Here is a 24919-nt window from a genome sequence, read left to right on the forward strand (position 1 = left end):
AGTCCGGTAGCTCAGCTGGATAGAGCAGCTGCCCGCGCGGCGTCCGCTTCTAAGCAGCAGGTCATGTGTTCGAATCACATCCGGATCACTTCAAAATCAAAGGGTTAGCTATTTGGCTAACCCTTTTTCGTTGCTAGTAACCATAAAAATGACAGTAGCCCGTGGCGCGAAGCCCGCGCCACGTAGCCCGCAGGTCTTCCGCTTCTAATCTGCCGATAGATAATTGGGAAATAGCCGGAAGAAAAACGCTTTCCATAAAATTCATAAACGGCTTTCAAATTGAATCCACAACCAATTTGGATTTAAGAATGAAAGTATCTAATGCCTTGACGTTTTGTGTTTCTTTAATAATTGTAGCTTCCTATCTTTCTCTCATCATATCGAATGCCGTTGACATTCCCAATGGCGATGATCTCTACTGCATGCTGGTATTTGTACAAAATTTCCAGGATGCACAGAGTGCTATGGAGCGGCTTCAACTTTTGACGGGCCAGTGGGTTGAGCATAGGATTTTTTATTCTCGTTTTGTTGCATTGCTTTCCTTTTGGTTTACAGGTCAGGTTAATTTTTTGTTAATCAGTATTTTAGGTAATCTGTCGCTGATCGGATTTGCCATTGTTTTTTGGAAAATTATCAGACATGCAGGAATGTCCGCGTATTACGTCATCCCTATTATGTTGATACTCTTTAGTCCGGTTATGTACGAGGGGAACCTATGGTCCGGTGCAAGTACAGTTTATATGCCAGTGTGCTTTCTGGGTCTGTTGATAGTCTATTTGCTGTGTCACCCTTCGGATTGGAGTTTTCTTCCGGCTGTAGCAGCCGGCCTTCTTGCAACGTTCTCTTTCGGAAATGGCATGTTTTCATTGATAACCGGCATCATTTTGCTCCTATATCAAAGAAGGTTTATTCGCGCGGCTACCTGGGGCTTGCTGTCATTGATCATGATACTAGAATATTTCAGAAATTTCAAGGTGTTCAGCGCGACTAATGCATTTGGTTTTACTGAACATTTTAAACATCCGGAATACCTCTTCTATAATCTTTTTGCCTTTATCGGAGGGATCTTTGAGTACACAGAAAATACCAATGGTACCTTAAGCCCGGATAATATTCCCGCCATTGTTGTCGGATTTGTGTTGGCTGTGTCGTTGTCCGCCATTGTTTATTTCGAATTCATTAGAAAGGAGGATATCGCGATAGAGAAGAGTCGTTTTAAAATCGTCTGGGCAGGAATGGTCATATTCATAGGGATCACTGCCATAGCGATGGCCTATTCCCGAACACTTGATGCATCGATGAATACACTTGCAAGTCGCTACAAAATATATTCAATGGTGTTCCTCATACTTTTTTACTTGTCTGGTCTATTATTCTTCGAGTTTAGAAGACGATTCGGTATCATTTTTGGGATATTCACACTGTGTCTTCTGATCTTTAATTATTACTGCTACTACGGCAAATTTTCAAATTACAAATCTTCATTGCTCGCAGGGCTCTATAATTATAACCAAAATGGGCAATGGATCATATATCGGCATACGGCCTATTATGAAAAAGCTAGTTTGATATTAACAAATTCGGTTAAGTATAATTCTAAACCTGTGTATCAGTTCAAATCCGTATTTCCACAACTTAATTTAAGGTCGATCAATCAGGCTAGAATATTAGGCGGAGTCTTGGTTAAAGGTGCCGACAGAAGTGGTTCGAAAGACGATAAATGGCTTAATATCACGTCGGAAACTTATCCCTCATTCCAAAACTTCCACAACGGTATTTACGTGGTGATCTACGATGAGCATAACATTTTTCTTTTTGCAGCAAATCCTAAAAGAAACGGCAGAATTAACATGGTTAAGAATGGCAGCTATTTTAAAGACGGATTTTACTGGGAAGAAAATCTGCAAGACTTTCTCAATGCAAACAAACAATATAAACTTGCTTTGTTCTGCCCCACCGAAAGTGAACAAATACGGAGAATAAATTACATCATTTCGGGCTAGCCTCTTTCTAGTTTAAGTTGACCGCCATTTCAAAGTTTTACTACCGCACAAATTTTCCAACAAAAACATTTGCGCAAGCAAACACTTGCGCTTATATTTGCAAGTACTTACTTGCGCATTTATGAAAACAAGACGTGATGTTTATCAGGCGATAGCCGATCCTACCCGCAGAGCGATTATCAATATGATCGCTTCGCGGCCGCATAATGTCAATGCCATCGCCGAAAAGTTTGATATAACGCGGCAGGCCATATCATTGCATGTAAAGATTTTGACGGACTGCGGTCTTGTGAAAATTAAGCAGCACGGCAGGGACCGGTATTGTGAGGCACAACTAGACCAGCTCAGTGAGGTAGCTGCCTTTGTGGATCAATACAAGCAACATTGGGAAAGTAAATTGGATTCTTTGGAAACATATCTGGAAATGCTTAAAAAGGCAAAATATGGAAAATGATCAGAACAGCAGAGAGGGCCGAGAGCTCATTATGTCAAGAATGCTGAATGCACCTGTTGAGCTCGTGTGGGAAGCCTGGACAAATCCCGAACACATCGCCAACTGGTGGGGCCCCGACGGATTTACAAATACGATCACGACAATGGATATGACGGTCGGTGGTGAGTGGAATCTGGTGATGCACGGGCCTGATGGAACTGACTACAAGAACAAAAACATATTTAAAGAAATTATCCCTTTCAAAAAGATCGTCTATGAACACGTCTCTAGTCCCAAATTCACTGCAACGATCGAGTTTGAGGAGCAGGGCGAAAAGACGCTGATCAACTGGCAAATGCTGTTTGAGAGTAAGGAGCAATTTATCCAGGTCGTGAAAACCTTCAAAGCGGACGAAGGATTGAAACAAAATATCGGCAAATTGAATGTGTACCTCGAAGGAATGAAAACGCATTAACGATCATGAACCTAACCAAATCCTTTGGCGCGTCATTGATCCTATGCGCGTGGATGTTGCCAATTTCTTTAACTGCACAGCAAATCAATAAAATGGAAACATCAAAAACAACAGGCTATGCTCCGGTCAATGGCCTGAAAATGTACTACGAGATCCACGGCAACGGTACCACACCATTGGTACTGATACACGGTGGAGGCTCTACCATTGAAACATCATTTGGTAACATTCTGCCATTGTTTGCGGCTCATCATAAGGTGATAGCGGTCGAGTTGCAGGCTCACGGCCGCACCAATGACCGGGACTCGCCTGAATCATTTGAGCAGGATGCTGATGACGTGGCGGCTTTGCTGCGGTATCTTAAAGTGGATAAAGCCAACATTTTGGGTTTTAGTAATGGCGGGACGACGACTCTGCAAATCGCCATCAGGCACCCGGAAGTTGTCAATAAAATCATCGTAGTAGCGGGAGCGTATCAGCGTGAAGGATTTATCACGGGTTTTTTTGAAGGTATGCAGCATGCTACGCTGGACAACATGCCGCAACAATTAAAGGTAGCCTATGAAAAAGTAGCGCCTGACAAAACCCAGCTGATCGTGATGTTTAAGAAGGATAAGCAGCGGATGATCGATTTTAAGGACATTCCGGATCAATCCGTGCAGTCCATCAAAGCCCCGGCTTTGTTCATGGTTGCCGACAAGGATGTGATCACCATTGAGCATACAGTCAGAATGTCAAAGCTGGTCCCAGTTGCGGAATTGGCGGTTCTGCCAGGTGGTCATGGCTCCTATATCGGTGAGGTGGGGAGCATCAAAGCTGGGAGTAAATTGCCGGAGGTGACGGTGGCCCTGGTAGGCGAGTTTTTGGAGAAATAGATGAATTTATGTTGTAACCGATTGATATTTAATTATTTACATTTTTCATTGATAATTTCATTATTTTCGGGGTCTGTAATTCTAATTTGAATTACACTTTTGCGTAAACCCCATTTACTATTAGTGTATGATGACCATACTCTACGTTGATCATGAAATTAACAATCTGAACTCTTTTAAAGCTACTTTTCGCCGCGATGCAACGGTATTCGTGGCAGATTCAACAAAGGAGGGATTAAAGATTCTTGAAGAGAATAAGATCGATGTAATATTTGCAGACCACCAGATGCCTGAGATGACGGGCCTGGAATTTCTGAAACTTGCCTCGAACCAGTTCCCGACCAGCATCAGGATTATCCTGACTGGCAATGCATATACCGATGAGTTTAAAATAGCTGCCGGAAAAGGATATTTTCACAGTTACGTGAACAAACCGTGGGATGAGCAGCAGCTGAGGCGGCTGATGATCACTTATTTGTTTTAAATTTTCAGATTATAAAATGAATGCGATGGAATCTCTGGTTACGAGATTTCCATCGCATTCTGTCGTAAAGGCCGGTGATAAAAAAATTGCCACACGAATATTTGTTGAAAATATATTCATTACATTGTGATATCAAACTATTGAAATTCCTTCATCCGCTGCCTTATGGCTAAACCTTAATCCATGAAAAGAAGAGATTTTATGCAAATGTCCGGTATGGGAATAGGCGCATTAATGATGCCTTCTGTACCAGTCATTGGAAACCCGGTGGCCGCTGAGCACCTGCTCGAACCCTGGATGGACGCTGCGGCCAAAAAGAAACTCTCCGAAATCGCGCTCAACGCAGCCAGGAGCAAAGGCGCTACCTATACCGACGTACGTATAGGACGGTACCTGCAGCAATATCTGTTCACCCGGGAAAAGCAGGTGCAGAACATTGTCAATGCTGAATCTTACGGTATAGGGATCAGGGTGATAGCCAATGGTACCTGGGGTTTTTCGGCTACCAGCGATGTAACGCCGGAAGGTATCGCCAAATGTGCCGCTACTGCTGTTGAAATAGCGAAAGCGAATTCCAAATTCCAGAAAGAACCGGTTGTACTCGCCGAACAAAAAGGGGTTGGCGACACTACCTGGAAGACCCCGCTGAAAAAGAATGCATTTGAAATACCTGTCAGGGAAAAAATCGATCTGCTGATGAATGTCAATGGGGCTGCCATGCAAAACGGCGCCAGCTTCGTCACATCCAATCTGTTTTTCGTCAATGAGCAGAAATACTTCGCTTCCTCGGATGGGTCATTCATTGATCAGGACATTCACCGTGTGTGGCCTACTTTTACAGTGACCGTGACGGATAAGGCGGCCGGAAAATTCAAAACCCGCGATGCAATCAGTTCGCCGATGGGGATGGGTTATGAATACCTCGACGGACTGGCTTCGGAGAAAATTGCGGGGCCGAACGGGCTGGTAGGATATCGGAATTCCTACGATATGGTAGAGGATGCGATCGCTGCCGCAAAGCAGGCGAAAGCGAAAATGACCGCGAAAACTGTTTTGGCAGGAAAGTATGACCTTGTGTTAGACCCGAACCATTTGGGTCTTACGATGCATGAGTCGGTAGGTCACCCGACCGAGCTGGACCGTGTGCTGGGCTACGAGGCCAATTATGCCGGTACCAGCTTTGCAACTTTGGATAAATGGGAGTCCAAAAAATTCGCTTACGGCAGCAAGCTCGTCAACATTGTTGCGGACAAAACACAGCTCAACACCCTGGGCGCGGTAGGGTATGATGATGAAGGCGTGCCTTGCAAGGAATGGGACATTATTAAGGATGGTATTTTGGTCAATTATCAGGCGATACGTGATCAGGCAAAAATAATCGGCGAAAAAGAGTCGCACGGTTGCTGCTATGCGGATAACTGGAACTCGGTACAATTCCAGCGGATGCCGAATATCTCCCTCAAACCCGGTACCGAAAAGCGCAGTGTACTGGATATGATCAAAGGCGTTGAAAAAGGCATCTACATTATAGGTAGAGGTTCCTACTCCATTGATCAGCAGCGTTATAACTTCCAATTTGGCGGGCAGGTATTTTACGAGATCAAAAACGGGGAAATTGTAGGTATGCTCGACGATGTGGCGTACCAGTCCAACACCCAGGAGTTCTGGAATTCCTGCACACAAATATGTGACAAAGACGATTACCGCACATTCGGTTCGTTTTTTGATGGCAAAGGGCAGCCAGCCCAGATCAGCGCTGTGTCGCATGGCAGTGCTACCAGCCGTTTTGATGGTGTCAATGTGATCAATACGGGACGGAAGATTTAATTGCAATATGACAAGGTTTCCAGATTCAACACCCAATACCTTAAAAATCATGGCAATACTATCCAAAGAAGAAGCAAAGAAAATTATAGATAAGGTACTGGCATTTTCAAAAGCCGATGAAATCAGTGTTGAACTTACGGGAAACAGGACTGGCAACATTCGTTATGCCCGAAATTCCGTATCGACCAGTGGCGAAACCATTGATCTTGCATTGGCGGTAACTTCGGTTTTTGGCAAGAAATCAGGTACTTCGACCATTAATGAATTTGACGATGCCTCACTGGAAAAGACGGTGAGAAGGGCAGAAGAAATTGCAAAACTGGCTCCCGACAATCCGGAGTATGTTCCAATGCTCGGCCCACAGAAGTACATTGAAACCAATTCTTTCGCAGAAAGTACTGCCGCCATTAATCCTGAATACAGGGCCAAGGCCGCCTTTGACAGCATTGATCCCTGCGTGCAGAAAAACCTGACGGCCGCAGGTTATATGGAAGATGCCACTGGATTTACTGCGATAGGGAACAACAAAGGCTTGTTTGGATACAACAAAGCAACCTCCATTGACTTTTCAATCACCGTCCGTACGGCAGACGGCAAAGGTTCCGGTTACGCGGCGCGGGACTATAATGATTCGGCGAAACTGAGCACGAGGTCGGCGACTGACATTGCCATGCAAAAGGCACTGGCATCGGCGAGTGCAAAAGCATTGGAACCTGGTAAATATACCGTCATACTTGAACCTACTGCGGGTGTCGATTTGCTGCAAAATATGATGCGGAGCATGGATGCGCGCAATGCAGACGAGGGCAGGAGTTTTTTGGGTAAAAAAGGAGGTGGTACCAGGCTCGGCGAAAAGCTTTTTGATGAGCGTGTCAATATTTATTCGGATCCTTCCAATCTCGAAATTCCGGGATCACCATTTGCGGGTGATGGCAGGATACAGGAAAAAGTAGTTTGGATAGAGAACGGTGTAGTGAAAAACATGTCTTACTCGCGTTTTTGGGCAGAAAAACAAGGTGTCAAAGCCATACCGGCGCCGTCGGGATTTATTTTCCAGGGTGGCACTGAGTCACTCGCCGATCTGATCAAAGGAACAGAAAAAGGCATTCTGGTGACCAGACTTTGGTACATACGTGCCGTAGATCCGCAAACGCTGCTATATACCGGCCTCACAAGGGATGGTACTTTTTACATTGAAAACGGGCAGATCAAATATCCGGTGAAGAATTTCCGCTTTAACGAAAGCCCGGTTATCATGCTTAATAACCTGGAAGCCATCGGAAAACCGGTACGCGCCAACGGCAGCCTCGTTCCGCCATTGAAGATCAGGGACTTTACATTCACCAGCTTGTCTGACGCAGTGTAAGAAGTAGCGCAACCATTCAAATGAATTTGCAGCCTTATATAAAAAGTGAATTGACTGTAAAAGGTGTTTTAACTATCTTATGAATTGCGCTTTTGCATCATTTCATTCAATTTCATCACGATTAGCAAACAACTATACTTTGAAACGAAGAGATTTTATTCAAATGGCTGGCCTTGGAACGGGTGCGTTCATGTTACCGGGCTTTGCAATGGGCAGGACTGTTTCACCCGAAGCATTTCTGGCGCCCGGCGATGACGTTGCCGTTAAAAAACGACTGGCGGACGCCGCGTTGAATGCCGCCAAATCCAAAGGAGCCTCCTATGCGGACGTACGGATCGGACGTTACCTCAATCAGTACGTGATCACGCGGGAGGACAAAGTCCAGAATATCGTCAATACTGAATCCTATGGGGTTGGTGTGCGGGTGATTGCTAATGGTTGCTGGGGTTTTGCTGCGGTAGTGGATGCGAAGAACGAGGCGCAAATGGCAAAGGCTGCGGAAGATGCCGTGGCGATCGCGAAGGCTAATTCAAAGCTGATGAAAGAACCTGTTCAACTGGCTCCCCAGAAAGGTTTTGGAGAAGTAAGCTGGAAAGCCCCGATCAAGCAAAACGCATTTGAAGTACCCATTAAAGAAAAAGTAGACCTGCTGCTTTCCGTGAATGACGCAGCGATGAAGAACGGGGCTAATTATGTGAATTCAATTCTTTTCCTGGTCAATGAGCAGAAGTATTTTGCCTCTACCGACGGGTCATATGTTGACCAGGACGTACACCGGATCTGGCCTATTTTCAATGTAACATGCATTGATCCTAAAAGCGGAAAATTTGAAACAAGAAATGCATTGAGCGCGCCAATGGGCATGGGCTACGACTATCTTCAGGCTAATCCTGCCGATAAAATAACCGGTGTCACTACGCGCTATAATAAAGGTTATGACATGCTGGAAGATGCCACCGCAGCTGCCAAGCAAGCCAAGGAAAAGCTCACTGCCAAATCAGTCGAAGCTGGTAAGTATGACCTTATTCTTGACCCATCACACCTTTGGCTTACGATCCACGAATCAGTCGGCCATCCGCTGGAACTGGACCGGGTACTGGGTTATGAGGCCAATTTTGCGGGTACGTCATTCGCTACTTTGGATAAATGGAAATCGAAAAACTTCCAATACGGCAGCAAGCAAGTGAACCTGATCGCAGACAAATTGCAGGTAGGGTCGCTCGGCGCAGTAGGCTGGGACGATGAAGGCGTTAATACTAAGAAGTGGGATTTGGTGAAGGACGGGGTGCTGGTGAACTATCAGGCGATTCGGGACCAGGCGCACATTATTGGTGAAAAAGAGTCTCACGGCTGCTGCTATGCGGATAGCTGGAGTTCAGTTCAGTTTCAACGAATGCCGAATGTTTCTCTGGCTGCTGGTAAAGCACCATTGTCAGTTGATGACATGATCAAGGATGTGAAAAAAGGCATTTACATCATTGGCGACGGCTCGTTCTCTATTGATCAGCAGCGTTATAACTTTCAGTTTGGCGGGCAATTGTTCTACGAAATTAAGGACGGGAAAATCGTCGGTATGCTCAAAGATGTGGCTTACCAGTCCAACACCCAGGAGTTTTGGAACTCCTGCGCACAGGTTTGCGACGACCGCGACTATCGTTTGGGAGGCTCATTCTTTGACGGGAAAGGCCAGCCTTCGCAGTCGAGCGCCGTATCGCACGGCAGCGCGACCACCCGTTTCAATGGAGTAAATGTGATCAATACAGCAAGAAAAATCTAATGAGTGAATTTTGAATGAGTGAATGTCAAAAAAATATTCAGTCATTCAGTCATCACTCATTCAGTCATTCAAAATTCAAATCCCATGTCAATCATATTATCTGAATCAGAAGCAAAAGCATTGTGTCAAAAAGTGCTGGGTTATTCCAAAGCGGATGAATGCGAAATCAACATTCTGGGCGAGGAAAGGGGTAACCTGCGATATGCGCGGAATGAAGTTTCTACCAGCGGCTCTTTGGTCAATCAGAACTTGCAGGTACAATCCTCTTTTGGTAAAAGAGTCGGTATCGCGACTATTGACGAGTTTAGCGAAGAATCATTCGAAAAAGTGGTGCGAAGATCCGAGGAACTTGCCCGGCTTGCTCCTGAAAATCCGGAATTTGTAAGTGTGCTTGAACCGCAAACGTACGTTAAATCAAACGGGTTTTTTGAATCTACCGCAGGCATTAATCCTGATAAAAGAGCAGAAGCTGTGGCGAAAAGTCTGGAACTGTCGCGCGCTCAAAACCTGACAGCCGCAGGCTTCCTGGACAATCAGAAAGGTTACTCGGCCATGATGAATTCCAAGGGATTATTTGCCTACTACCCGAGTACCAGCGTCAATTTCTCACTGACCGTGCGTACACCGGACGGAAAAGGCTCAGGCTACATTGCAAGAGGATATAGTGACGTCAATAAGCTGGATACGGCTGCGGCAACCAAAATCGCCATTCAAAAATCGTTGGGTTCCGTAGAGGCAAAAGCATTGGAACCAGGCAAGTACACCGTCATTCTCGAACCGACGGCTGCGGCGGTTTTGCTGGAAAATATTTTCTTCAATTTTGATGCAAGAAGCGCCGATGAAGGTCGGTCATTCCTGAGCAAGCCAGGCGGAAAAAGCAAGATCGGCGAGAAAATCGTTGATGAGCGCGTCAACATTTATTCTGATCCCACTAATCCGGACCTACCCGCTTCGCCATGGGCAGGCGATGGCATGGCGATCGATAAAATCAATTGGATTGAAAAAGGAGTGGTCAAAAACCTGATCTATTCCAGATACTGGGCACAGAAAAACAATGTAAAAGCGGTTCCATCTCCAACCAATGTGATCATGCAGGGAGGCACGGCAACTATGGAAGAGATGATCAAATCGACCAAACAGGGCATTCTGGTCACTAAACTATGGTATATCCGCGAGGTAGATCCGCAAACATTGCTGCTGACAGGCCTTACCCGGGACGGCACATTTTATATCGAGAATGGGGTGATCAAACATCCGATCAAGAATTTCCGTTTTAACGAAAGTCCGGTGATCATGCTCAACAACCTCGAAACACTCGGCAAAGCTGAGCGGGTAGTGAGCACGGAATCGGACCGAAATTACCTGATACCACCCATGAAGATCAGAGAGTTTACTTTTTCATCACTTTCCGACGCCGTTTAGTATTGAAGCCATTTTTTTTTACAAGAATTCAATATACGTCGGGAAACTGGGACACCGACCAGCGAATGCCTTCCAATCTGTTGCATTCGCTGGTTGAATATACGACTATACCGGTCGATGAAAAGGAAAAAATAGTCCAGCTTAGCAGCAACGAAATTTTCAAAAGCCCATTCTGCTACCTGAGCGGGCACAAACTCGTTGAATTTTCGTCACAGGAGCGTGACCATTTCAAAAGATATGTCCAGAATGGCGGCTTCGTGTTTGTGGACGACTGCAATCATGACATTGACGGGCTTTTTGCCAAATCTTTTGAACAGGAAATGGAGCGTACATTCGGTCCCAAAGCATTGCAAAAGATTCCCAACAACCACGCGATCTATCACAGCTTTTTCAAATTTGAAGAGGGCCCGCCAACGACCACATTCGAACTGAATGGCTGGGGCGACGACCTGGTGCATGATTACCTGAAAGCCATTACCATCAACGGAAGGATCGGTGTGCTATACAGTAACAAAGATTACGGTTGCGAATGGGACTACGATTTCCGCAACAAGCGTTTTCTGGCCGTGGATAATACCAGGTTTGGGGTGAATATTGTGATGTATGCGTTGACGGCGTAGAATCTTGTCAGGTTTTGTCATTTTTTGATCAGGATTAGTTATAAATGGTCATTTATTGTTAAAATGTCGACTTGAACACTTTGTCACCCTGAGCGAAGTCGAAGGGCATATGCAGCTGCTTCGACTCCGCTCAGCATGACATCGAGTTCAGAAGACAAAAATTACTCGAATTTGGACTTTTCACTCGAACATTATAAAACCCTGGTAGCCAAGCTGCCGCTTCTGAAAAAGGAGATCGCCAAGGTCATTGTTGGACAGCAGGAGGCTATTGATGAGATTTTGATTTCCTTGCTCGCTTCCGGGCATTGTTTGTTGGAAGGGGTACCCGGTCTGGCTAAAACACTGATGGTGAAAACCATGTCGGAGGCTTTGCAAATGAGTTTCAAACGCATTCAGTTTACGCCTGACCTCATGCCTGGTGATATCATTGGAACAGAAATTCTGGAAGAGGACCACGAAATGGGCAAGAAGTTTTTCAAATTCAATCAGGGGCCAGTCTTTGCGAACATTGTCCTGGCCGATGAAATAAACAGAACTCCTCCCAAAACCCAGGCAGCATTACTGGAAGCCATGCAGGAAAAAAGTGTGACTTATGGCGGTACCAATTACACTTTGCCCAGTCCGTTTCTCATCATCGCGACCCAGAACCCAATTGAGCAAGCAGGTACCTACCCATTGCCGGAAGCACAACTGGACCGTTTTCTGCTATATATTAAGCTAAATTATCCCAATGAACAAGAGGAACTGGATGTGCTGAAAGGTACTACCGGATCGTATCGTGCCCAAATTGACAGGATTTTGTCCGACGAAGAAATTGTCGATCTGCAAAAGCTGACCAGACAGGTACATATCAGTGAGGAGCTGATCAAATGGATCAATAAACTCGTGAGAAGTACCAGGCCGGAAGGTAGTCCGTCGGATTTTGTGAAAGAATGGTGCGATTGGGGCGCCGGCCCGCGCGCGGGACAAGCGCTGGTGCTCTGTGCCAAGGCCCGGGCGGTTTTGAATGAGCGGTTTTCCGTAATTCCGGAGGACATTGTAACATTGGCATACCCGGTACTGCGCCACCGCATCGCCATGAATTTCCGCGCTGAGGCCGAAAACATCACGACGGATCAGGTGGTGAGAGAGCTGCTTCAATTGATAAAACCATGACCGGTCTATTGGCATCCAACCTGATTAAGCTGAAAAACCTGCAACTGACGGGCAAGCTCGTTAGTGACGAATTGATGCTGGGTATTCATGCCAGTAAGCGCTCGGGTATCGGTGTGGAATTTGAGCAATACCGTCACTACGAACCTGGCGACGACCCAAAAAGGATAGATTGGAAACTTTTTGCGCGTACCGACAAACACCTCATTCGCGAATCTTCCACGGAAAGTGACCGCCAAATTCGGTTTGTCCTCGATTTGTCAGGCTCGATGAACTATGAGGAAAATGGCGTGAGCAGGTTGCAGTATGCACAAATTTTGCTAGCCTCGCTGGCTTATTTGTGTTACATTCAGAATGATCAAATGAGCCTGTACGCATTGAAAAATGGCTCTATTGAAACCATTGCGGCTACCGGCACGGCTTCATCGGGCAGGCAGGCATTTCAAAAAATCCTGGTCGGGCTGGAAAAAACGGTGGCAGGAGGCGAGTGGAATGCGGGTGAAACGATGAAATTTCCTGAGTTGCAATCGCGAAAAAAAGAACAGCTAATTTTTGTCAGTGACTTTTTACAGGTTCAGGAAGAATGGCTGAGCCTTGTGAAATCGTTGGCTAACCCGCATCGTGAGATCGTCATATTTCAAATTCTGGGCGATCAGGAAGTGAATTTTAATCTGGAAGGTTTTTATCGTTTCAAAGACCTGGAAACGGGAAACGAAATTGAATTGGATGCTGAGTCGGTGAGGGGGAAATTCAGGGAAGCGGCGGACCAATATTTGCAAAAACTGAAAGAAGAACTACAAATCCCTCACGTACATCTGATACGCGCACAACTGAGCGACCCGGTCGGCATGGTGTTGAAAACATTTTTAACCAAAAGAAAAGGGTAATGGAATTGTTGCAGCCATACATGCTTTGGGGGATATTGGCGGTAACATTACCAGTCATCATTCATTTTTGGTATCAAAAAAAAGGTAAACCCATCGCTTGGGCTGCATCAAAGTGGCTTACTGAAAAAACTACATTACAGCACCGCGGCGTAAGATTAGACGAAATTCCACTACTATTGATCAGGTGTTTACTGATCATTTTACTAGTGCTGATCCTGGGTAAGCCGGTCTGGAACTGGCTGACAGGTCCGAGTAAGGAGACAATGGTGCATCTGGTACAGCCCAATCGTTCTGTCTTTGAAAATTTCAGATTTGAAATCGAAAACGCAAAGAAAAAGGGCGAAAAGGTTTTCTGGATCGATCCGGAAAAACAGGAATTGACGGACATTGAAAGTGTGCCTCAGTACGCAGGGAGCGCATTTTTTTTACAGAAAACAATTAACCAACTGGCTGGTACCAGCACGAATTTTAGCCTGTACATCACCGATGATCCTGAATGGGCGGAGCTACCCAATATTTACATTCCAGGGACATTCAGACTATTTTCAACCACAGATTCTTCCAGAAACGAAGCATATCCTTACCTCGAAATGGAAGGCGGTAAAAAGTTATTCATTGGACCTGGAAACGGGCAGTTAATGGTAGCTGAGGAAGTAGATATATCCATTCGCTTTGCCCAAAAACCAGTTCATGCGGGGAAAATACATGTCCTGATCGACTACAAAAATCCCATCGAGCGGCAAACAGTCCAGGCTGGGCTGCTGGCGTTGGCGGAAGTATATCAAATTCCATTTGCGATTGATAATCAGCAAATTAATGAAAAAAAATATCAATGGATTCTGACAGATCATGAAATCAAAAAGGTTGTTCCGCGAACATTATATATCATTTCAGGGAAAGCCCAAAAGCCGGATATGCCGGGCAATGTGATCCAACTTCCCGATTCGTTGCGACTGTCAACATCAGGCCTGGTAGAGAGCGGGGAGTTACCGGAATGGTTAGGTAATGCTTTGGTTTCCTGGTTCAAATTAAAACAAAATAATGCTCCATTGAGCCAGAAAGCGCTTAATGCATTGTTTGTCAAAATTAAACCTGATCGTTTGCCGATGGCTGAAAAAGGAAGGCAATGGTTGTTGGTATTATTTCTGTTGACATTATTGACGGAGCGTTGGATGGCGCTGGGAAAAAACGTGAGGCGGAATTATGCATGAATTGAACAAACTGATCGGCAGCGTTACGACCCAGCTTTACGGCCGGGCAGTACTTCGTTGCCTGATGCTGGCTGTTTCGGTTTTCTTGTTGCTTTCTGTTTTTTCTCAAAATCAGTATTTATTGCCATTAGCAGGCGCTCTGGCTGGATGTGTCGCCGGAATGTGGTTGACAGGGATTTTTCAAAATAAAAAACCAGAAGCCATTTCATTGATCCATCAGCATGTGGGAGACACGGAATACAGTCTGCATATTCTCGAAAAGGAGCAGCTGAACATTGCAGAACAATTGCAATTGGAAAGGATACTGGATAAATCGTTTGATTTTCCTTATTCAAAATTGTATCAGGGAATGCGGTGGTATTTAGTTCTGCTAACCACTTCTGCCGCATTCTATTTCGTTTATCCCAAAATTCAGAATGTGCCGGGTAAAGCTTTTACGACAGTACTAGCGGACGCAGAAAGTGTGAAAAGTAATCCATTAGTGGCGCCATCTTTTCAGGCTTCGAGTGTTACGATCAGTCCGCCTGCTTACACCAAACTGCCCGTGCGGCAAACGAACGATCTCAATGTCAGTACGATAGTGGGGACAAAGCTGCAATGGAATGTGAGATTCAGTCACGATCGTGAAGTAGCCGTGAAGTTGGCCAATAACCGGGGTGAGGAGGTTTTGTTTCAAAAGCAGAATGGCTCTTTTCAATATCAGGATAGGCTTGCCGGTTCTGGTTTGTACACGATCAAGGCTTTTTGGAAAGACTCTCTGATATATCAATCTGATTTTTACAGACTGGAAGCATTGGCGGACCTGGCACCGAAAATTGAGCCTGTGTCCAAAGAATTGTATCAATATCATTTTCTCAAAGACAACAAAACCATTCAGGTATCGGCCAGGATTTCAGATGATTTCCAGGTAAGGCAGGCGTTCATCGTGGCAACACTGGCCAGGGGATCGGGTGAAAATGTAAAGTTTCGCGAGGTGAAATTTCCGTTGCTACCCACTGATTTTAAACAAGCTAACCTGAAAAAAACCATCAATCTTACCGAGCTCAATTTCGCTCCTGGCGATGAACTGTACTACTACTGGGCTGCCATCGATAACAGACAGCCGGAAGCCAATTTCAGTAAATCGGATACCTATTTCATTGTATATAAGGACACTTCACAGATCGAAGAGGCGGAACTGGCTACCATGGCCGTCAATATCATGCCGGAATATTTTCGAAGTCAGCGACAGATCATTATCGACACCGAAAAGCTGATTGCCAAGCGAAAAAAGCTGCCGACAAAGGAATTTAACTCAGTTTCAAACGAAATCGGTTTTGATCAAAAAGTGCTTCGGTTGCGTTACGGGCAGTATTTGGGAGAGGAATTCGAGACCAGCATCGGAGGTGGTGGGCTACCCGCAGAGGCGGATCATGCACCATCGGGCGCGGGGATCGTGGACGCATTCACACATAAGTCGGACGGGGTGGGAGAGGCTGCGGAGCGGCGCGCAACCGAACCGGTACACGCGGAGGCGCATGATCACGCACATGAGAAGGAGGAAAGCAGCTCCAAAGACCCGCTGGCGGCGTTAATGGAGCAGTATACCCATTCGCACGATGACGCCGAAACCAATACATTTTATGAGCAGTCGACGCGGAGCTTATTGAAAATGGCTTTGGAGCAAATGTGGCAATCGGAGCTTCATTTGCGGATGTATGAGCCTGAGAAAGCACTTCCATTTGAACATAAAGCTCTTGAATACCTCAAATCAGCACAGCATAAAGCGCGGACTTTTGTGAAGAAAAGCGGCTACGACCCGCCGCCGATCAAGGAAAAGGAAAAGCGGCTGACCGGGGAATTGAAGGACGTTTCCAGTGATTTCAATTCGAAAATATCATTTGACCAAAAACGGACGGAACAATTAGCTGCTGAAATGCTGGGCTTTTTGGAATATGACAACCCAGACAAAAACCAACTGGCAAAGTTGCAAATACTGGGTGCCGAACTGTCGGAAAGACTGATTAATAGCGGCCCGCTGCATGGTGGGTTGCAAAACTGGTCGGTAATTGCTTCTCTACAAAAACTGGTGAGCGGAAAAATACTGTCGTCGGCGGAGCAAATAAAACTGAAAAATGAACTGTATCAACGTGCGGCACCAGCAATGCAGACCCGTGCCGGTTACGTGGGCAATAAAAAACTGGAAGACGCCTTCCGTAAAAAATTACGATGAACTGGTTGAATAGTATATGATCCGATTTGATTTTGACTGGTCCGGGCCATTGAACCAGGTGATATTAGCGCTGCTCGTGATGCTTTTAGCATGGCAGATCTGGCTGGTCTTCCAGGCTGGGAAGAAAGACGCGAATGTCTCTCCGGCCAGGTTCGGCGTTCGAATGGCATTGAACGTGCTGCTTTGGGGAAGTATGCTGGCTTTTATTCTTCAACCTTTTATTCTCAAAAATCCTTCGTCAACTTTCGGCATCCTAGTGGGTGAGGAAGTACCAGCGACGATCGCGAAGAATGTGGCTGATAGCGCCGGGAAAGCTGCATTGGTGAAAGTGGAGGAGCTGAAAGAGAACAGTTTCGATACATTGCTTGTGCTGGGTCAAGGCTTTAAATTGACTGATTTTGAGTCGATTGCTCGCAATGCTCAGCCTGCTGTTATCAAATGGATACCTTACTTTCAGTCCGATCAGATTCAAAGTATAAACTGGAAAGGGATTGTCCGCAAAGGAGAAATGCAGGTGGTCCAGGGCAGCATGGAGTCTTCCGAAATGCAACTTTTGAAGCTACGGTTTGGCGACAGAACGCTGGATAGTGTATCGCTGGACAAGGGCTTCCATGCATTCAAGCTGACTTTTCCCGCATTTGGTGAAGGAAGGAATGTTACCGAACTGGTTCTGGGCAATACGATGATTGATACCATCAAGTTTTTCACCCGCCCCGCGGAGAAGCTGACGGTCCGGTTTATGCTGGAAAACCCTGATTTTGAGAGCCGTAACTTGGCTACCTGGCTGGGAAAGAATGGGCATGCTGTGATGTATGACGCTATTTTGTCTAAAAACATGAACAGTAAGTTGAACATCAACAAAGCAGAGAACCCTGATATTATTGTCACAGATGCAACCAATGCTTCAAGTGGTATTGTTAAAAAGGCTGTTTCAGAAGGCAAGAGTGTGTTATTCATGAATTTGACTGAACCAGCCGCACAAATCAATCGCATCAATGTGGCGCTGGGAACCAGGTTTCAAGTCAAAAAGATTTCGAATGAGGCGACGATTTCACTAGGTACTGAGCTGACTGCATTACCTTTTACATTTACGCCGAACCATTATAGTCTGCAAATCTCTAAACTACCGGTTGCCATTGAAAAGACTACCGGTAAAATAGCCGTCAGCTTGTTGAATGAGACATTTCCATTGCAATTGGCTGGCGACAGCACACGTTATCAGCACATTTGGAATACGATTCTGGCATTCACACGACCTGCTGAAAAGGACCGTATCAACATTGAAGCGCCCGTTCTTTTGGGAATACCCACTTTATTGAAAATAGATGGTTTAGCGGAACATCCGAAAATGGTCAAGATAGGAAATGATACCACTTTTCTAGGCTATTCCGCATTGAATAGCCAGTCGGCAACGGGACGATTGACGCCCACCGAATCGGGCTGGATTGAATTGCGCGACTATCCCGGGATTGAGATTCATGTACAAAAAACTTCACCATCTTTGTCCATTGCCACAATGCACCATTTTGTTCAGTCGAATGAAAGGTACCATTCAAAACTGGCTGAAACTACCGCCAGAAATACGGAGTCAATTTATGGAATAAGCCAAAAATTACCTGACTGGTTTTGGTTCGGACTGATTTTAATCTGCTTTGCAGCGGTTTGGATTGAAGGAAAGATCCTTTGATGACATTTTATTGCGAAGGAATGTCGGCCAGCGTCACTTGCCGCGGGTACGGAACAAAGCGGGTATTGGGCTCATTGATCTGGTAACCCTCCTCCATATACTGCCTCGCCTTTTCGAAATAGCTTTTTGACTGCTTGTTACCCGTTATTTTCATGATCATCGCCAGGTAGTAATTGGCCGTTGGATGCTGCTCGTAAAGTTGAAGGCATTCCCGGAGCCTGATTTCTGCCTTATCCATTTCGTTTTGCAGGTAGTACATGATGCCGAAATAGAGAAGCGTGTTATAATGAATGTCGTTTTTCCCTTCGCCCCGTTTTTGCTGTGCAATGTCTTTTAAAAAGTAAATTTCGGCTTTCTCATAGTTACCCAGCTCCATGTAACTCAATGCTGTGAAAAAAGAGAAGGTATGGTCCATTGTAAACGCATTCGGCGTCAATTGCTCCGCTGTTTCAAAATCTGCAATCGCTTTTTCATAGTTTTTGGCAAGAAGGCAATGCAGGTATCCACGATAACCCGTCCAGCGTTGCGGATCGAGTTGTACTGCCTTGTCATTATATTCAAATACTTTGGCAAGATTTCCGCTGGCAATGTGCGGGTGCCCTTTTTCCTGGTATGCTTCTGATACATTGGGACAAATTTTCAGCAAATTGTCGTAAGCCTCGTCCCATCCCGGGCTGTCGAATCCCGCTTCCCGAGCCTTTTGAGAATATACCTGCAAAAGGCTGTCCTGCACTTGCCGTGAGTCGCAATTGACGGTACTTTGGGAAAGCGCGGAGCCGCAAAACCATGCCAGCGATATGAGCAATGTTAGAAGTTTCATGAATGCATATTTGTGATGCCAAATTACAATTTAGTCCGCTTTCAACGACTTCGTTGGGTTCATTAACGCAGCTTTAATGGACTGATAACCAATGGTTAGCAACGTAATGATTAGCATTAGTAAACCGGTTACGATAAATACGCCGGTACCGATAGCAATGTGATAGGCGAAGTTTTGCAGCCAGCTATCCATCAGCCACCACGCCAGCGGGAAAGCGATCAGGACTGCAATCAGCACCAGTATCATGAAGTCTTTCGTGAGCATGGCAACCACATTGCTCACCGTGGCGCCAAGTACCTTTCGCACACCGATTTCCTTTTTGCGACGCTCGGCTGTGAATGCTGCAAGTCCGAAAAGCCCAAGACAGGATATGATAATGGCGAGGCCTGCGAAATACTTTGCCAGCTCCGACACCACCGTTTCGGAAGCATACTGAACCTGATAGTCGTGATCAAGGAATTGGTAGTCAAACGAATAACCCGGGTTGTATGATTTGTAAAAATTACTCATTCCGACAATGGTTTCTTTTTCCTTTCCAGCAGCAATTTTGGTCATGATGAGCATGGTTTCTGAGGGAGAAAAATAGAGGATAAATGGCTTGATTTCCTCGTGCAATGAGTTGAAATGGAAGTTTTTACTCACCCCGACAATGTGCCTGGTATTGTTGCCAATCAGGATGGTTTTGCCAATAGGATCTTGAAGTTCCATCGCTTTTACGGCTGCTTCATTCAGGATAATATTGGCTGTATCAGAGCCGTACCTTCGCGAAAAGCTACGTCCTTCTGCCATTTTGATCCCAATGGTTTCGATGAGGTCGTAATTCACCGGCATTTTGTAAAAACGGATCTTGTCGTCTGCATTTTTCCCGTCCCAGCGCACACCAGTGCCGGGTAAGGACGCAGGAAGAATGATTTTTTGCTGGATACTGGCAGCATTCACGACACCCGGCAGTGATTTCAGCTGTGCGAGAAAGGATTCAGGTTGCTCGGCTACGCGTCCCTGCATTTCAAAATAAAGAATATTGTCTTTGTCGTAACCCAGATTTTTGTGCTGAACGTAATTGATCTGCCGATAGACTACCATTACCGACACAATGAACACGACTGATATCGTGAATTGAAAAACGACCAGGCCTTTTCTCACCCATAATTCGCCAAATGAACTTACCAGGTTCCCTTTTAGCGTAGTAATGGGACTGAATCGTGAAAGGTGTAACGCCGGATAACTGCCAGCCAATAATCCTGTGACAACGGTAATAGACAGTATGCCAAGAATGATTTTCGGGTCAAAATGCAATGTGAGCTGCTTACCCGTTATGGTATTAAATTGAGGTAAAAGCAGTGTAACGAGCAGCATTGCGATGAGTAATGCGATAAAACTCATGAGCAACGATTCGCTCAGGTACTGAAACACCAATGTAGATCTCGCCGCGCCCAGTGCTTTTTTTACACCCACTTCTTTGACCCTCACTGAGGCTTTGGCGGTGGATAGGTTCATGAAATTGATGCACGCGATGACCAGGATAATGACCGCAATCAGGGCAAACAAGCCTACGTAGGAAATTTTGCCACCAGCCTGTACACCATTTTCAAACTTCCCGTGCAGATAGGTGTCGGAGTATTTATTCAGGAATAATCTGGATGTCGAATCATTGAAACTTGTTTTCGCCAGACCTGCCATCTTCTGGTCGAAAAGCACCGGGTCAGCGCCTTCTCTGAGTACAATATAGCAGTTGAATGGGCCGCTGCTGGTTTTGGGCATTCGGCCTGGGGGCATGATCTGGTTCCAGGCATCCATTGATAAAAGAAAATCATATTGCTGGGAAGAATTGACCGGAAAGTCTTTAAAAACAGCTGTAATCATGCATTTCCCTGAAAAAGACAACCATTTCCATTCGATGATTTTCCCTGCGGCCTGATCTGCGGAACGGAAGAGTTGCACCGCGAGTTTTTCGGAGATAGCAATGGAATTCTTATTGACCAGCGCTTCATTTTTGTTGCCTTGTATCAATGGAAATGAAAACACATTGAAATAATCCTGACCAACGAAGTTTCCGCCAGCACTTACCGTGTTGCTGCCCACCGAAAGGCTGAATTTCTGAAACCAGGTGGAAGGTGTGGTGGTGACGGCCATTTCAACTTCCGGCATTTCCTGTACGAGCGTTTCACCCATGCGGTCACCGGTACCATTCGAAGTGGCAATCCCGCTGCTGCTTTTTTCATGGATCATGACTTCGTAAAGCCGGTTGTCCTTTTCGTGGAATTTATCAAAGCCAAGCTCATCGGTGACCCACAAACAAATCAACAATGTACAGACGAGCCCAGTGGAAAGCCCGACCAGATTGAGCATCGTGAACTGCCTGTCTTTCAGCAAATGGCGCCAGGCTGTTTTGAAATAATTACGGATCATATCCAAACTCAACATATTAACGGAGCGGGTTTCGGTGGATCTTTGATTGAAAAAATACGGACTTAAATGCCTGATAGCGGCGAATGCGTAATTCCGGCGGGCCTTGGCAACATTACCTTGTTTGATGTCTTTTACAAAAACTTCACAAAGGTTCCCCTGAATATCTTCCAGAAAACGGTCATCGACCCATTTTTCAAGCAAATAATCAGCCCAGCGCGGAGGTTTTGGCGGAGCACTCATTCAGATCTCAGGCTTTTGATCGGATTCATCATCGCGGCTTTGATCGCCTGGAAGCTCACTGTCGCTAGTGTAATCAACAGCGTTCCCAGGCCGGTGAGGGCAAATATCCACCAGGAAATACTGGTCCGGTACTGGAATTTTTCGAGCCAGCCATTTAGAAAATAGTAGGAGAATGGCGCGGCGATCACGAACGAAATGCAAATAAGAATTACAAAATCCCTGGATAGCATGCCCCAAACGTTCAGAATGGTTGCTCCCAAAACTTTTCTGACCCCGATTTCCTTGGTACGCTGCTCGGCGATGAATGACGCGACACCGAACAGGCCGAGGCAGCTGATCAGGATCGCCAGGGCTGAGAAGAAAGTGGTTAGTTTGGCAATGCGCATTTCATCGTAAAACTTCCCGTCATAATCCTGATCCACAAAATGTGCCTCAAATGGTACTGCCGGGTCATATTTTTTGAAAATACGCTCTACTTTTTGCAATGATGCGCTCGCACTCAGTTTTGGGTTGATCCGGAGGCTGATTACCCCACCCATATCATTGGCCAAACTATAAACCAGTGGCCTGACAGCCTCATAAGGCGAATCGATGATCATGTCTTTTACCACACCGATGATTTTGACAGGACTGTCGAACCACATCAGGTTCTCGCCAACAGGATTTTTGAGGCCCATGAATTTTACAGCTGCTTCGTTCACGACCAGCCCCGACGAATCACTGGCAAACTCCCTACTAAAATTCCGGCCATCTACAAATTTCCAGCCAATGGTTTGTGCGTACTCGTACGAAACATTGTTGTAGCTGAAATCTGTGGATTGCGAGGGATCTTTATCTTTCCAGACAATGCCGCTTGTCGATGCCCAGTTGTTGGTTGCCGGACTGTTGGATTCAGCCATTTCAATGATGGCATTATTGCTTTTCAATTCATTTCTTACTGCCTCGAAATGCTTGTGGATCTCGGGCGTCCACAGATAAACCGTTACCAGGCCGTTTTTTTCGTAGCCAACCGGCCGGTCTTTCGCAAATTGTATTTGTCTGAAAACAACGATCGTACCGATGATCAAAACAATCGAAACAGTAAACTGAACAACTACGAGCGTCTGTCGGGGCATTGCTGCGAACCGTCCTGCCTTGAAGGTACCTTTCAGTACTTTCACTGGTTGAAATGACGACAGGTATAGTGCCGGATAACTTCCTGCTATAAATGCTGTCAAAAGTGTAAAGCTCAGTCCTAAGGCCCAGAAGACAGGATTCACCCACAGGATTTCCAATTTTTTGTCTGCTACTTCATTAAAAAACGGAAGCATAAGCAAAACAAGAAGGAATGAAACTACAAATGCCAAAGCCACGACCAGCAGTGATTCACTTAAAAATTGCGTTACGAGCTGGTTTCTTACAGACCCGACAGCTTTGCGGATGCCCACTTCTTTCGCCCGTTTTTCGGATCTTGCCGTACTGAGGTTCATGAAATTAATACAGGCCAGCAGCAGTACAAATGCGCCTATCATACCAAAAAGCCACACATTTTCGATCCTTCCACCCACACGGTGACCGTTTTTAAAAGTAGAATAGAGATACCACTGAGACATTGGATTGACGAACACATCCGGCTTAAATTTCAGTTGCTCCTGCCGGATATTTTTCTTTTTCACATCCTTAATCCTGGCAGAAACCTGGTCTACATCGGCATGCTCATTCAACTGGGCAAAAATCTGAAAATTATTGGGTCTCCACGGATCTTCCATCGTTTTCAGTGAAGGGTTAGTGACCTCATAAAGCGACCAGGGAGCCAAAAAGGTCAGATTCCGAAATGTGGAGTTGTAAGGAAGGTCTTCATAAACGCCGGTCACTTTGACATTCTGGCTATTGTCCATTTTAATGACCTTTTCCATCGGATCGGCTTCGCCAAAAAGTGCATCGGCGACAGATCTGGAAATCATGATGGAATTAGGTTCTCTGAGGCCCGCCCATGTTCCTGAAAGCATTTCCAACGTCAGCATTTCCGGCGCGCCTGATTCAATGTAGTTGCCGCTTTTGCTCACTCTTCTGTCGCCAAATGCAAGAATGTGCGGTGACGTCCAGCTCGACATCAGGATATGCTTGAAATCACTCCCGTACTTATTGCGAAGCTCATCGCCGAGTGGGTACGGGACGGAGTTTTGTGTATTAGTAACCCCGTTGCTGGTCTGATGTTGCAAAATCTGGACGATCCTGTCAAAATTTTTGTGATACCGGTCATAAGACAATTCATCGTAGATCCACAAACCAATGAGCATGGCCACGGCCATTCCCATGGCGAGTCCGGTGATGTTAATGAAGCTGTAAGCCTTATTTTTGGCCAGCGTTCGCAGTGAGATTTTAAAGTAGTTCTGGATCATTTCAGGGCTAAATAAGTAGGTAGGAGAATATTGCGTTGGCTTTCTTTTGATAAAATAAGGTCTTATATATCTGACAGCGGCAAACAAGTACAGCCATTTTGCTTTTTTGTATCCCGAGCGTTTTGCCAGGATCAGGAAAACTTCATGCAGATCGCCGAGGACATCTTCCAGGAAATGAGGGGCAATGACGACACCGAGCAGGTAATCGATCCATTGGGGTGGAGTGGCATTTTTTTTCGGCTCTTTCATGGCTATGAGAAGCTGAGTTTGGGCTGCATTTTTTCGGCCGGAATATTTTGCCAAAGTTGCTGACGCAATTGCTGGATTTCCTGCAAACCCCTGTTTCCATAACTGGTAATGGTGAAGTACCGTTTTCTCCGGCCACCTCTTTCGGCAGTAGCGCCGCCCATTTCCGAAGTGAGAAAACCTTTTTCTTCCAATCTATATAGGGTAGCGTGCACCGCACTGAGCGAAATGGTACGACCGGTGTATTGCTGAATGTTTTCCCAAATCGTCACGCCATAGGCTTGCTCCGTGCAGGCTGCTACTACCAGCAGGACAATTTCTTCAAATTCTCCCAGAAATGTTCTTTTCATAAACCAATAGACTGATTAGTTATAACAATGCAAAACAAATCC

Annotated in this window: 19 protein-coding genes and 1 tRNA gene; 16 read left to right on the plus strand and 4 right to left on the minus strand. The window is 45.7% G+C overall.

The genetic code is table 11. The features are described from left to right. Position 1: 1 nt before the first annotated feature. The 16 genes from ABIO93_RS20845 (at position 2) to ABIO93_RS20920 (ending at position 18431) form a co-directional block, all read left to right on the plus strand. Positions 2-88, plus strand: a tRNA-OTHER gene (locus tag ABIO93_RS20845). 220 nt (positions 89-308) lie between these two features. Next, positions 309-2003, plus strand: coding sequence for a hypothetical protein (locus ABIO93_RS20850; RefSeq protein WP_348071209.1), 1695 nt, complete (start codon positions 309-311; stop codon positions 2001-2003). Positions 2004-2124: 121 nt separating this feature from the next. Next, positions 2125-2457, plus strand: coding sequence for a metalloregulator ArsR/SmtB family transcription factor (locus tag ABIO93_RS20855; RefSeq protein ID WP_348071211.1), 333 nt, complete (start codon positions 2125-2127; stop codon positions 2455-2457). Next, a complete protein-coding gene (locus ABIO93_RS20860) occupies positions 2447-2911 on the plus strand; it encodes an SRPBCC family protein (RefSeq protein ID WP_348071213.1) in 465 nt (154 codons plus the stop codon). The genes ABIO93_RS20855 and ABIO93_RS20860 overlap by 11 nt, the downstream gene beginning before the upstream one ends. 92 nt (positions 2912-3003) lie before the next feature. Continuing rightward, positions 3004-3786: an alpha/beta hydrolase gene (locus ABIO93_RS20865; protein WP_348071215.1), complete on the plus strand. Its 783-nt coding sequence runs from the start codon at positions 3004-3006 to the stop codon at positions 3784-3786. Positions 3787-3913: 127 nt separating this feature from the next. Next, positions 3914-4270 carry a response regulator gene (locus tag ABIO93_RS20870; RefSeq protein WP_348071217.1) on the plus strand — a complete coding sequence of 119 codons (357 nt, stop codon included), beginning with the start codon at positions 3914-3916 and terminating at the stop codon, positions 4268-4270. Positions 4271-4453: 183 nt separating this feature from the next. Beyond that, positions 4454-6097 (plus strand): TldD/PmbA family protein, encoded by a 1644-nt coding sequence (locus ABIO93_RS20875; RefSeq protein WP_348071219.1) that lies wholly within the window; start codon positions 4454-4456, stop codon positions 6095-6097. 49 nt (positions 6098-6146) lie between these two features. After that, positions 6147-7463: a TldD/PmbA family protein gene (locus ABIO93_RS20880; protein ID WP_348071221.1), complete on the plus strand. Its 1317-nt coding sequence runs from the start codon at positions 6147-6149 to the stop codon at positions 7461-7463. Between the two features lie 139 nt (positions 7464-7602). Next, complete coding sequence (locus ABIO93_RS20885; protein WP_348071223.1) at positions 7603-9240, plus strand: TldD/PmbA family protein; 1638 nt, start codon at positions 7603-7605, stop codon at positions 9238-9240. Positions 9241-9324: 84 nt separating this feature from the next. Further along, positions 9325-10662: a TldD/PmbA family protein gene (locus ABIO93_RS20890; RefSeq protein ID WP_348071225.1), complete on the plus strand. Its 1338-nt coding sequence runs from the start codon at positions 9325-9327 to the stop codon at positions 10660-10662. A 2-nt stretch (positions 10663-10664) separates the two neighbouring features. Next, entirely contained in the window at positions 10665-11282 is a 618-nt protein-coding gene (locus tag ABIO93_RS20895; RefSeq protein WP_348071227.1) for a DUF4159 domain-containing protein, read from the plus strand. Positions 11283-11417: 135 nt separating this feature from the next. Continuing rightward, on the plus strand, positions 11418-12437 hold the full coding sequence (locus tag ABIO93_RS20900) for a MoxR family ATPase (RefSeq protein WP_348071229.1): 1020 nt from the start codon (positions 11418-11420) through the stop codon (positions 12435-12437). Beyond that, on the plus strand, positions 12434-13321 hold the full coding sequence (locus ABIO93_RS20905; protein WP_348071231.1) for a DUF58 domain-containing protein: 888 nt from the start codon (positions 12434-12436) through the stop codon (positions 13319-13321). The genes ABIO93_RS20900 and ABIO93_RS20905 overlap by 4 nt, the downstream gene beginning before the upstream one ends. Then, on the plus strand, positions 13321-14532 hold the full coding sequence (locus ABIO93_RS20910) for a BatA domain-containing protein (RefSeq protein ID WP_348071233.1): 1212 nt from the start codon (positions 13321-13323) through the stop codon (positions 14530-14532). The genes ABIO93_RS20905 and ABIO93_RS20910 overlap by 1 nt, the downstream gene beginning before the upstream one ends. After that, on the plus strand, positions 14525-16744 hold the full coding sequence (locus tag ABIO93_RS20915) for a hypothetical protein (RefSeq protein ID WP_348071235.1): 2220 nt from the start codon (positions 14525-14527) through the stop codon (positions 16742-16744). Before ABIO93_RS20910 ends, ABIO93_RS20915 begins: the two co-directional genes overlap by 8 nt. Before the next feature lie 16 nt (positions 16745-16760). Beyond that, positions 16761-18431, plus strand: coding sequence for a hypothetical protein (locus ABIO93_RS20920; protein ID WP_348071236.1), 1671 nt, complete (start codon positions 16761-16763; stop codon positions 18429-18431). Positions 18432-18438: 7 nt separating this feature from the next. Here ABIO93_RS20920 and ABIO93_RS20925 read toward each other — a convergent pair whose 3' ends face one another. From ABIO93_RS20925 to ABIO93_RS20940, 4 genes are read right to left on the minus strand one after another with little or no spacing between them, the layout of a single operon-like run. Continuing rightward, positions 18439-19251, minus strand: coding sequence for a hypothetical protein (locus tag ABIO93_RS20925; RefSeq protein WP_348071238.1), 813 nt, complete (start codon positions 19249-19251; stop codon positions 18439-18441). A gap of 30 nt (positions 19252-19281) precedes the next feature. Further along, positions 19282-21900 (minus strand): FtsX-like permease family protein, encoded by a 2619-nt coding sequence (locus tag ABIO93_RS20930; protein WP_348071240.1) that lies wholly within the window; start codon positions 21898-21900, stop codon positions 19282-19284. After that, positions 21897-24530, minus strand: coding sequence for an ABC transporter permease (locus tag ABIO93_RS20935; protein WP_348071242.1), 2634 nt, complete (start codon positions 24528-24530; stop codon positions 21897-21899). Before ABIO93_RS20935 ends, ABIO93_RS20930 begins: the two co-directional genes overlap by 4 nt. Positions 24531-24532: 2 nt before the next feature. Beyond that, positions 24533-24877, minus strand: coding sequence for a PadR family transcriptional regulator (locus ABIO93_RS20940; protein WP_348071244.1), 345 nt, complete (start codon positions 24875-24877; stop codon positions 24533-24535). Between the last annotated feature and the right edge of the window lie 42 nt (positions 24878-24919).

It is taken from the genome of Dyadobacter sp. (assembly GCF_039919315.1).
In the GTDB taxonomy this organism is placed as follows: Bacteria; Bacteroidota; Bacteroidia; order Cytophagales; family Spirosomataceae; genus Dyadobacter.

Excerpts from the sequence above, each read along its gene's own strand:
- ABIO93_RS20870 (WP_348071217.1), top strand. The coding sequence starts at position 3,914 with ATGATGACCATACTCTACGTTGATCATGAAATTAACAATCTGAACTCT.
- ABIO93_RS20890 (WP_348071225.1), top strand. The coding sequence starts at position 9,325 with ATGTCAATCATATTATCTGAATCAGAAGCAAAAGCATTGTGTCAAAAA.
- ABIO93_RS20925 (WP_348071238.1), bottom strand. The coding sequence starts at position 19,251 with ATGAAACTTCTAACATTGCTCATATCGCTGGCATGGTTTTGCGGCTCC.
- ABIO93_RS20850 (WP_348071209.1), top strand. The coding sequence starts at position 309 with ATGAAAGTATCTAATGCCTTGACGTTTTGTGTTTCTTTAATAATTGTA.
- ABIO93_RS20875 (WP_348071219.1), top strand. The coding sequence starts at position 4,454 with ATGAAAAGAAGAGATTTTATGCAAATGTCCGGTATGGGAATAGGCGCA.
- ABIO93_RS20880 (WP_348071221.1), top strand. The coding sequence starts at position 6,147 with ATGGCAATACTATCCAAAGAAGAAGCAAAGAAAATTATAGATAAGGTA.
- ABIO93_RS20910 (WP_348071233.1), top strand. The coding sequence starts at position 13,321 with ATGGAATTGTTGCAGCCATACATGCTTTGGGGGATATTGGCGGTAACA.
- ABIO93_RS20860 (WP_348071213.1), top strand. The coding sequence starts at position 2,447 with ATGGAAAATGATCAGAACAGCAGAGAGGGCCGAGAGCTCATTATGTCA.
- ABIO93_RS20935 (WP_348071242.1), bottom strand. The coding sequence starts at position 24,530 with ATGAAAGAGCCGAAAAAAAATGCCACTCCACCCCAATGGATCGATTAC.
- ABIO93_RS20940 (WP_348071244.1), bottom strand. The coding sequence starts at position 24,877 with ATGAAAAGAACATTTCTGGGAGAATTTGAAGAAATTGTCCTGCTGGTA.
- ABIO93_RS20865 (WP_348071215.1), top strand. The coding sequence starts at position 3,004 with ATGGAAACATCAAAAACAACAGGCTATGCTCCGGTCAATGGCCTGAAA.
- ABIO93_RS20930 (WP_348071240.1), bottom strand. The coding sequence starts at position 21,900 with ATGAGTGCTCCGCCAAAACCTCCGCGCTGGGCTGATTATTTGCTTGAA.
- ABIO93_RS20900 (WP_348071229.1), top strand. The coding sequence starts at position 11,418 with ATGACATCGAGTTCAGAAGACAAAAATTACTCGAATTTGGACTTTTCA.
- ABIO93_RS20855 (WP_348071211.1), top strand. The coding sequence starts at position 2,125 with ATGAAAACAAGACGTGATGTTTATCAGGCGATAGCCGATCCTACCCGC.
- ABIO93_RS20920 (WP_348071236.1), top strand. The coding sequence starts at position 16,761 with ATGATCCGATTTGATTTTGACTGGTCCGGGCCATTGAACCAGGTGATA.
- ABIO93_RS20915 (WP_348071235.1), top strand. The coding sequence starts at position 14,525 with ATGCATGAATTGAACAAACTGATCGGCAGCGTTACGACCCAGCTTTAC.
- ABIO93_RS20905 (WP_348071231.1), top strand. The coding sequence starts at position 12,434 with ATGACCGGTCTATTGGCATCCAACCTGATTAAGCTGAAAAACCTGCAA.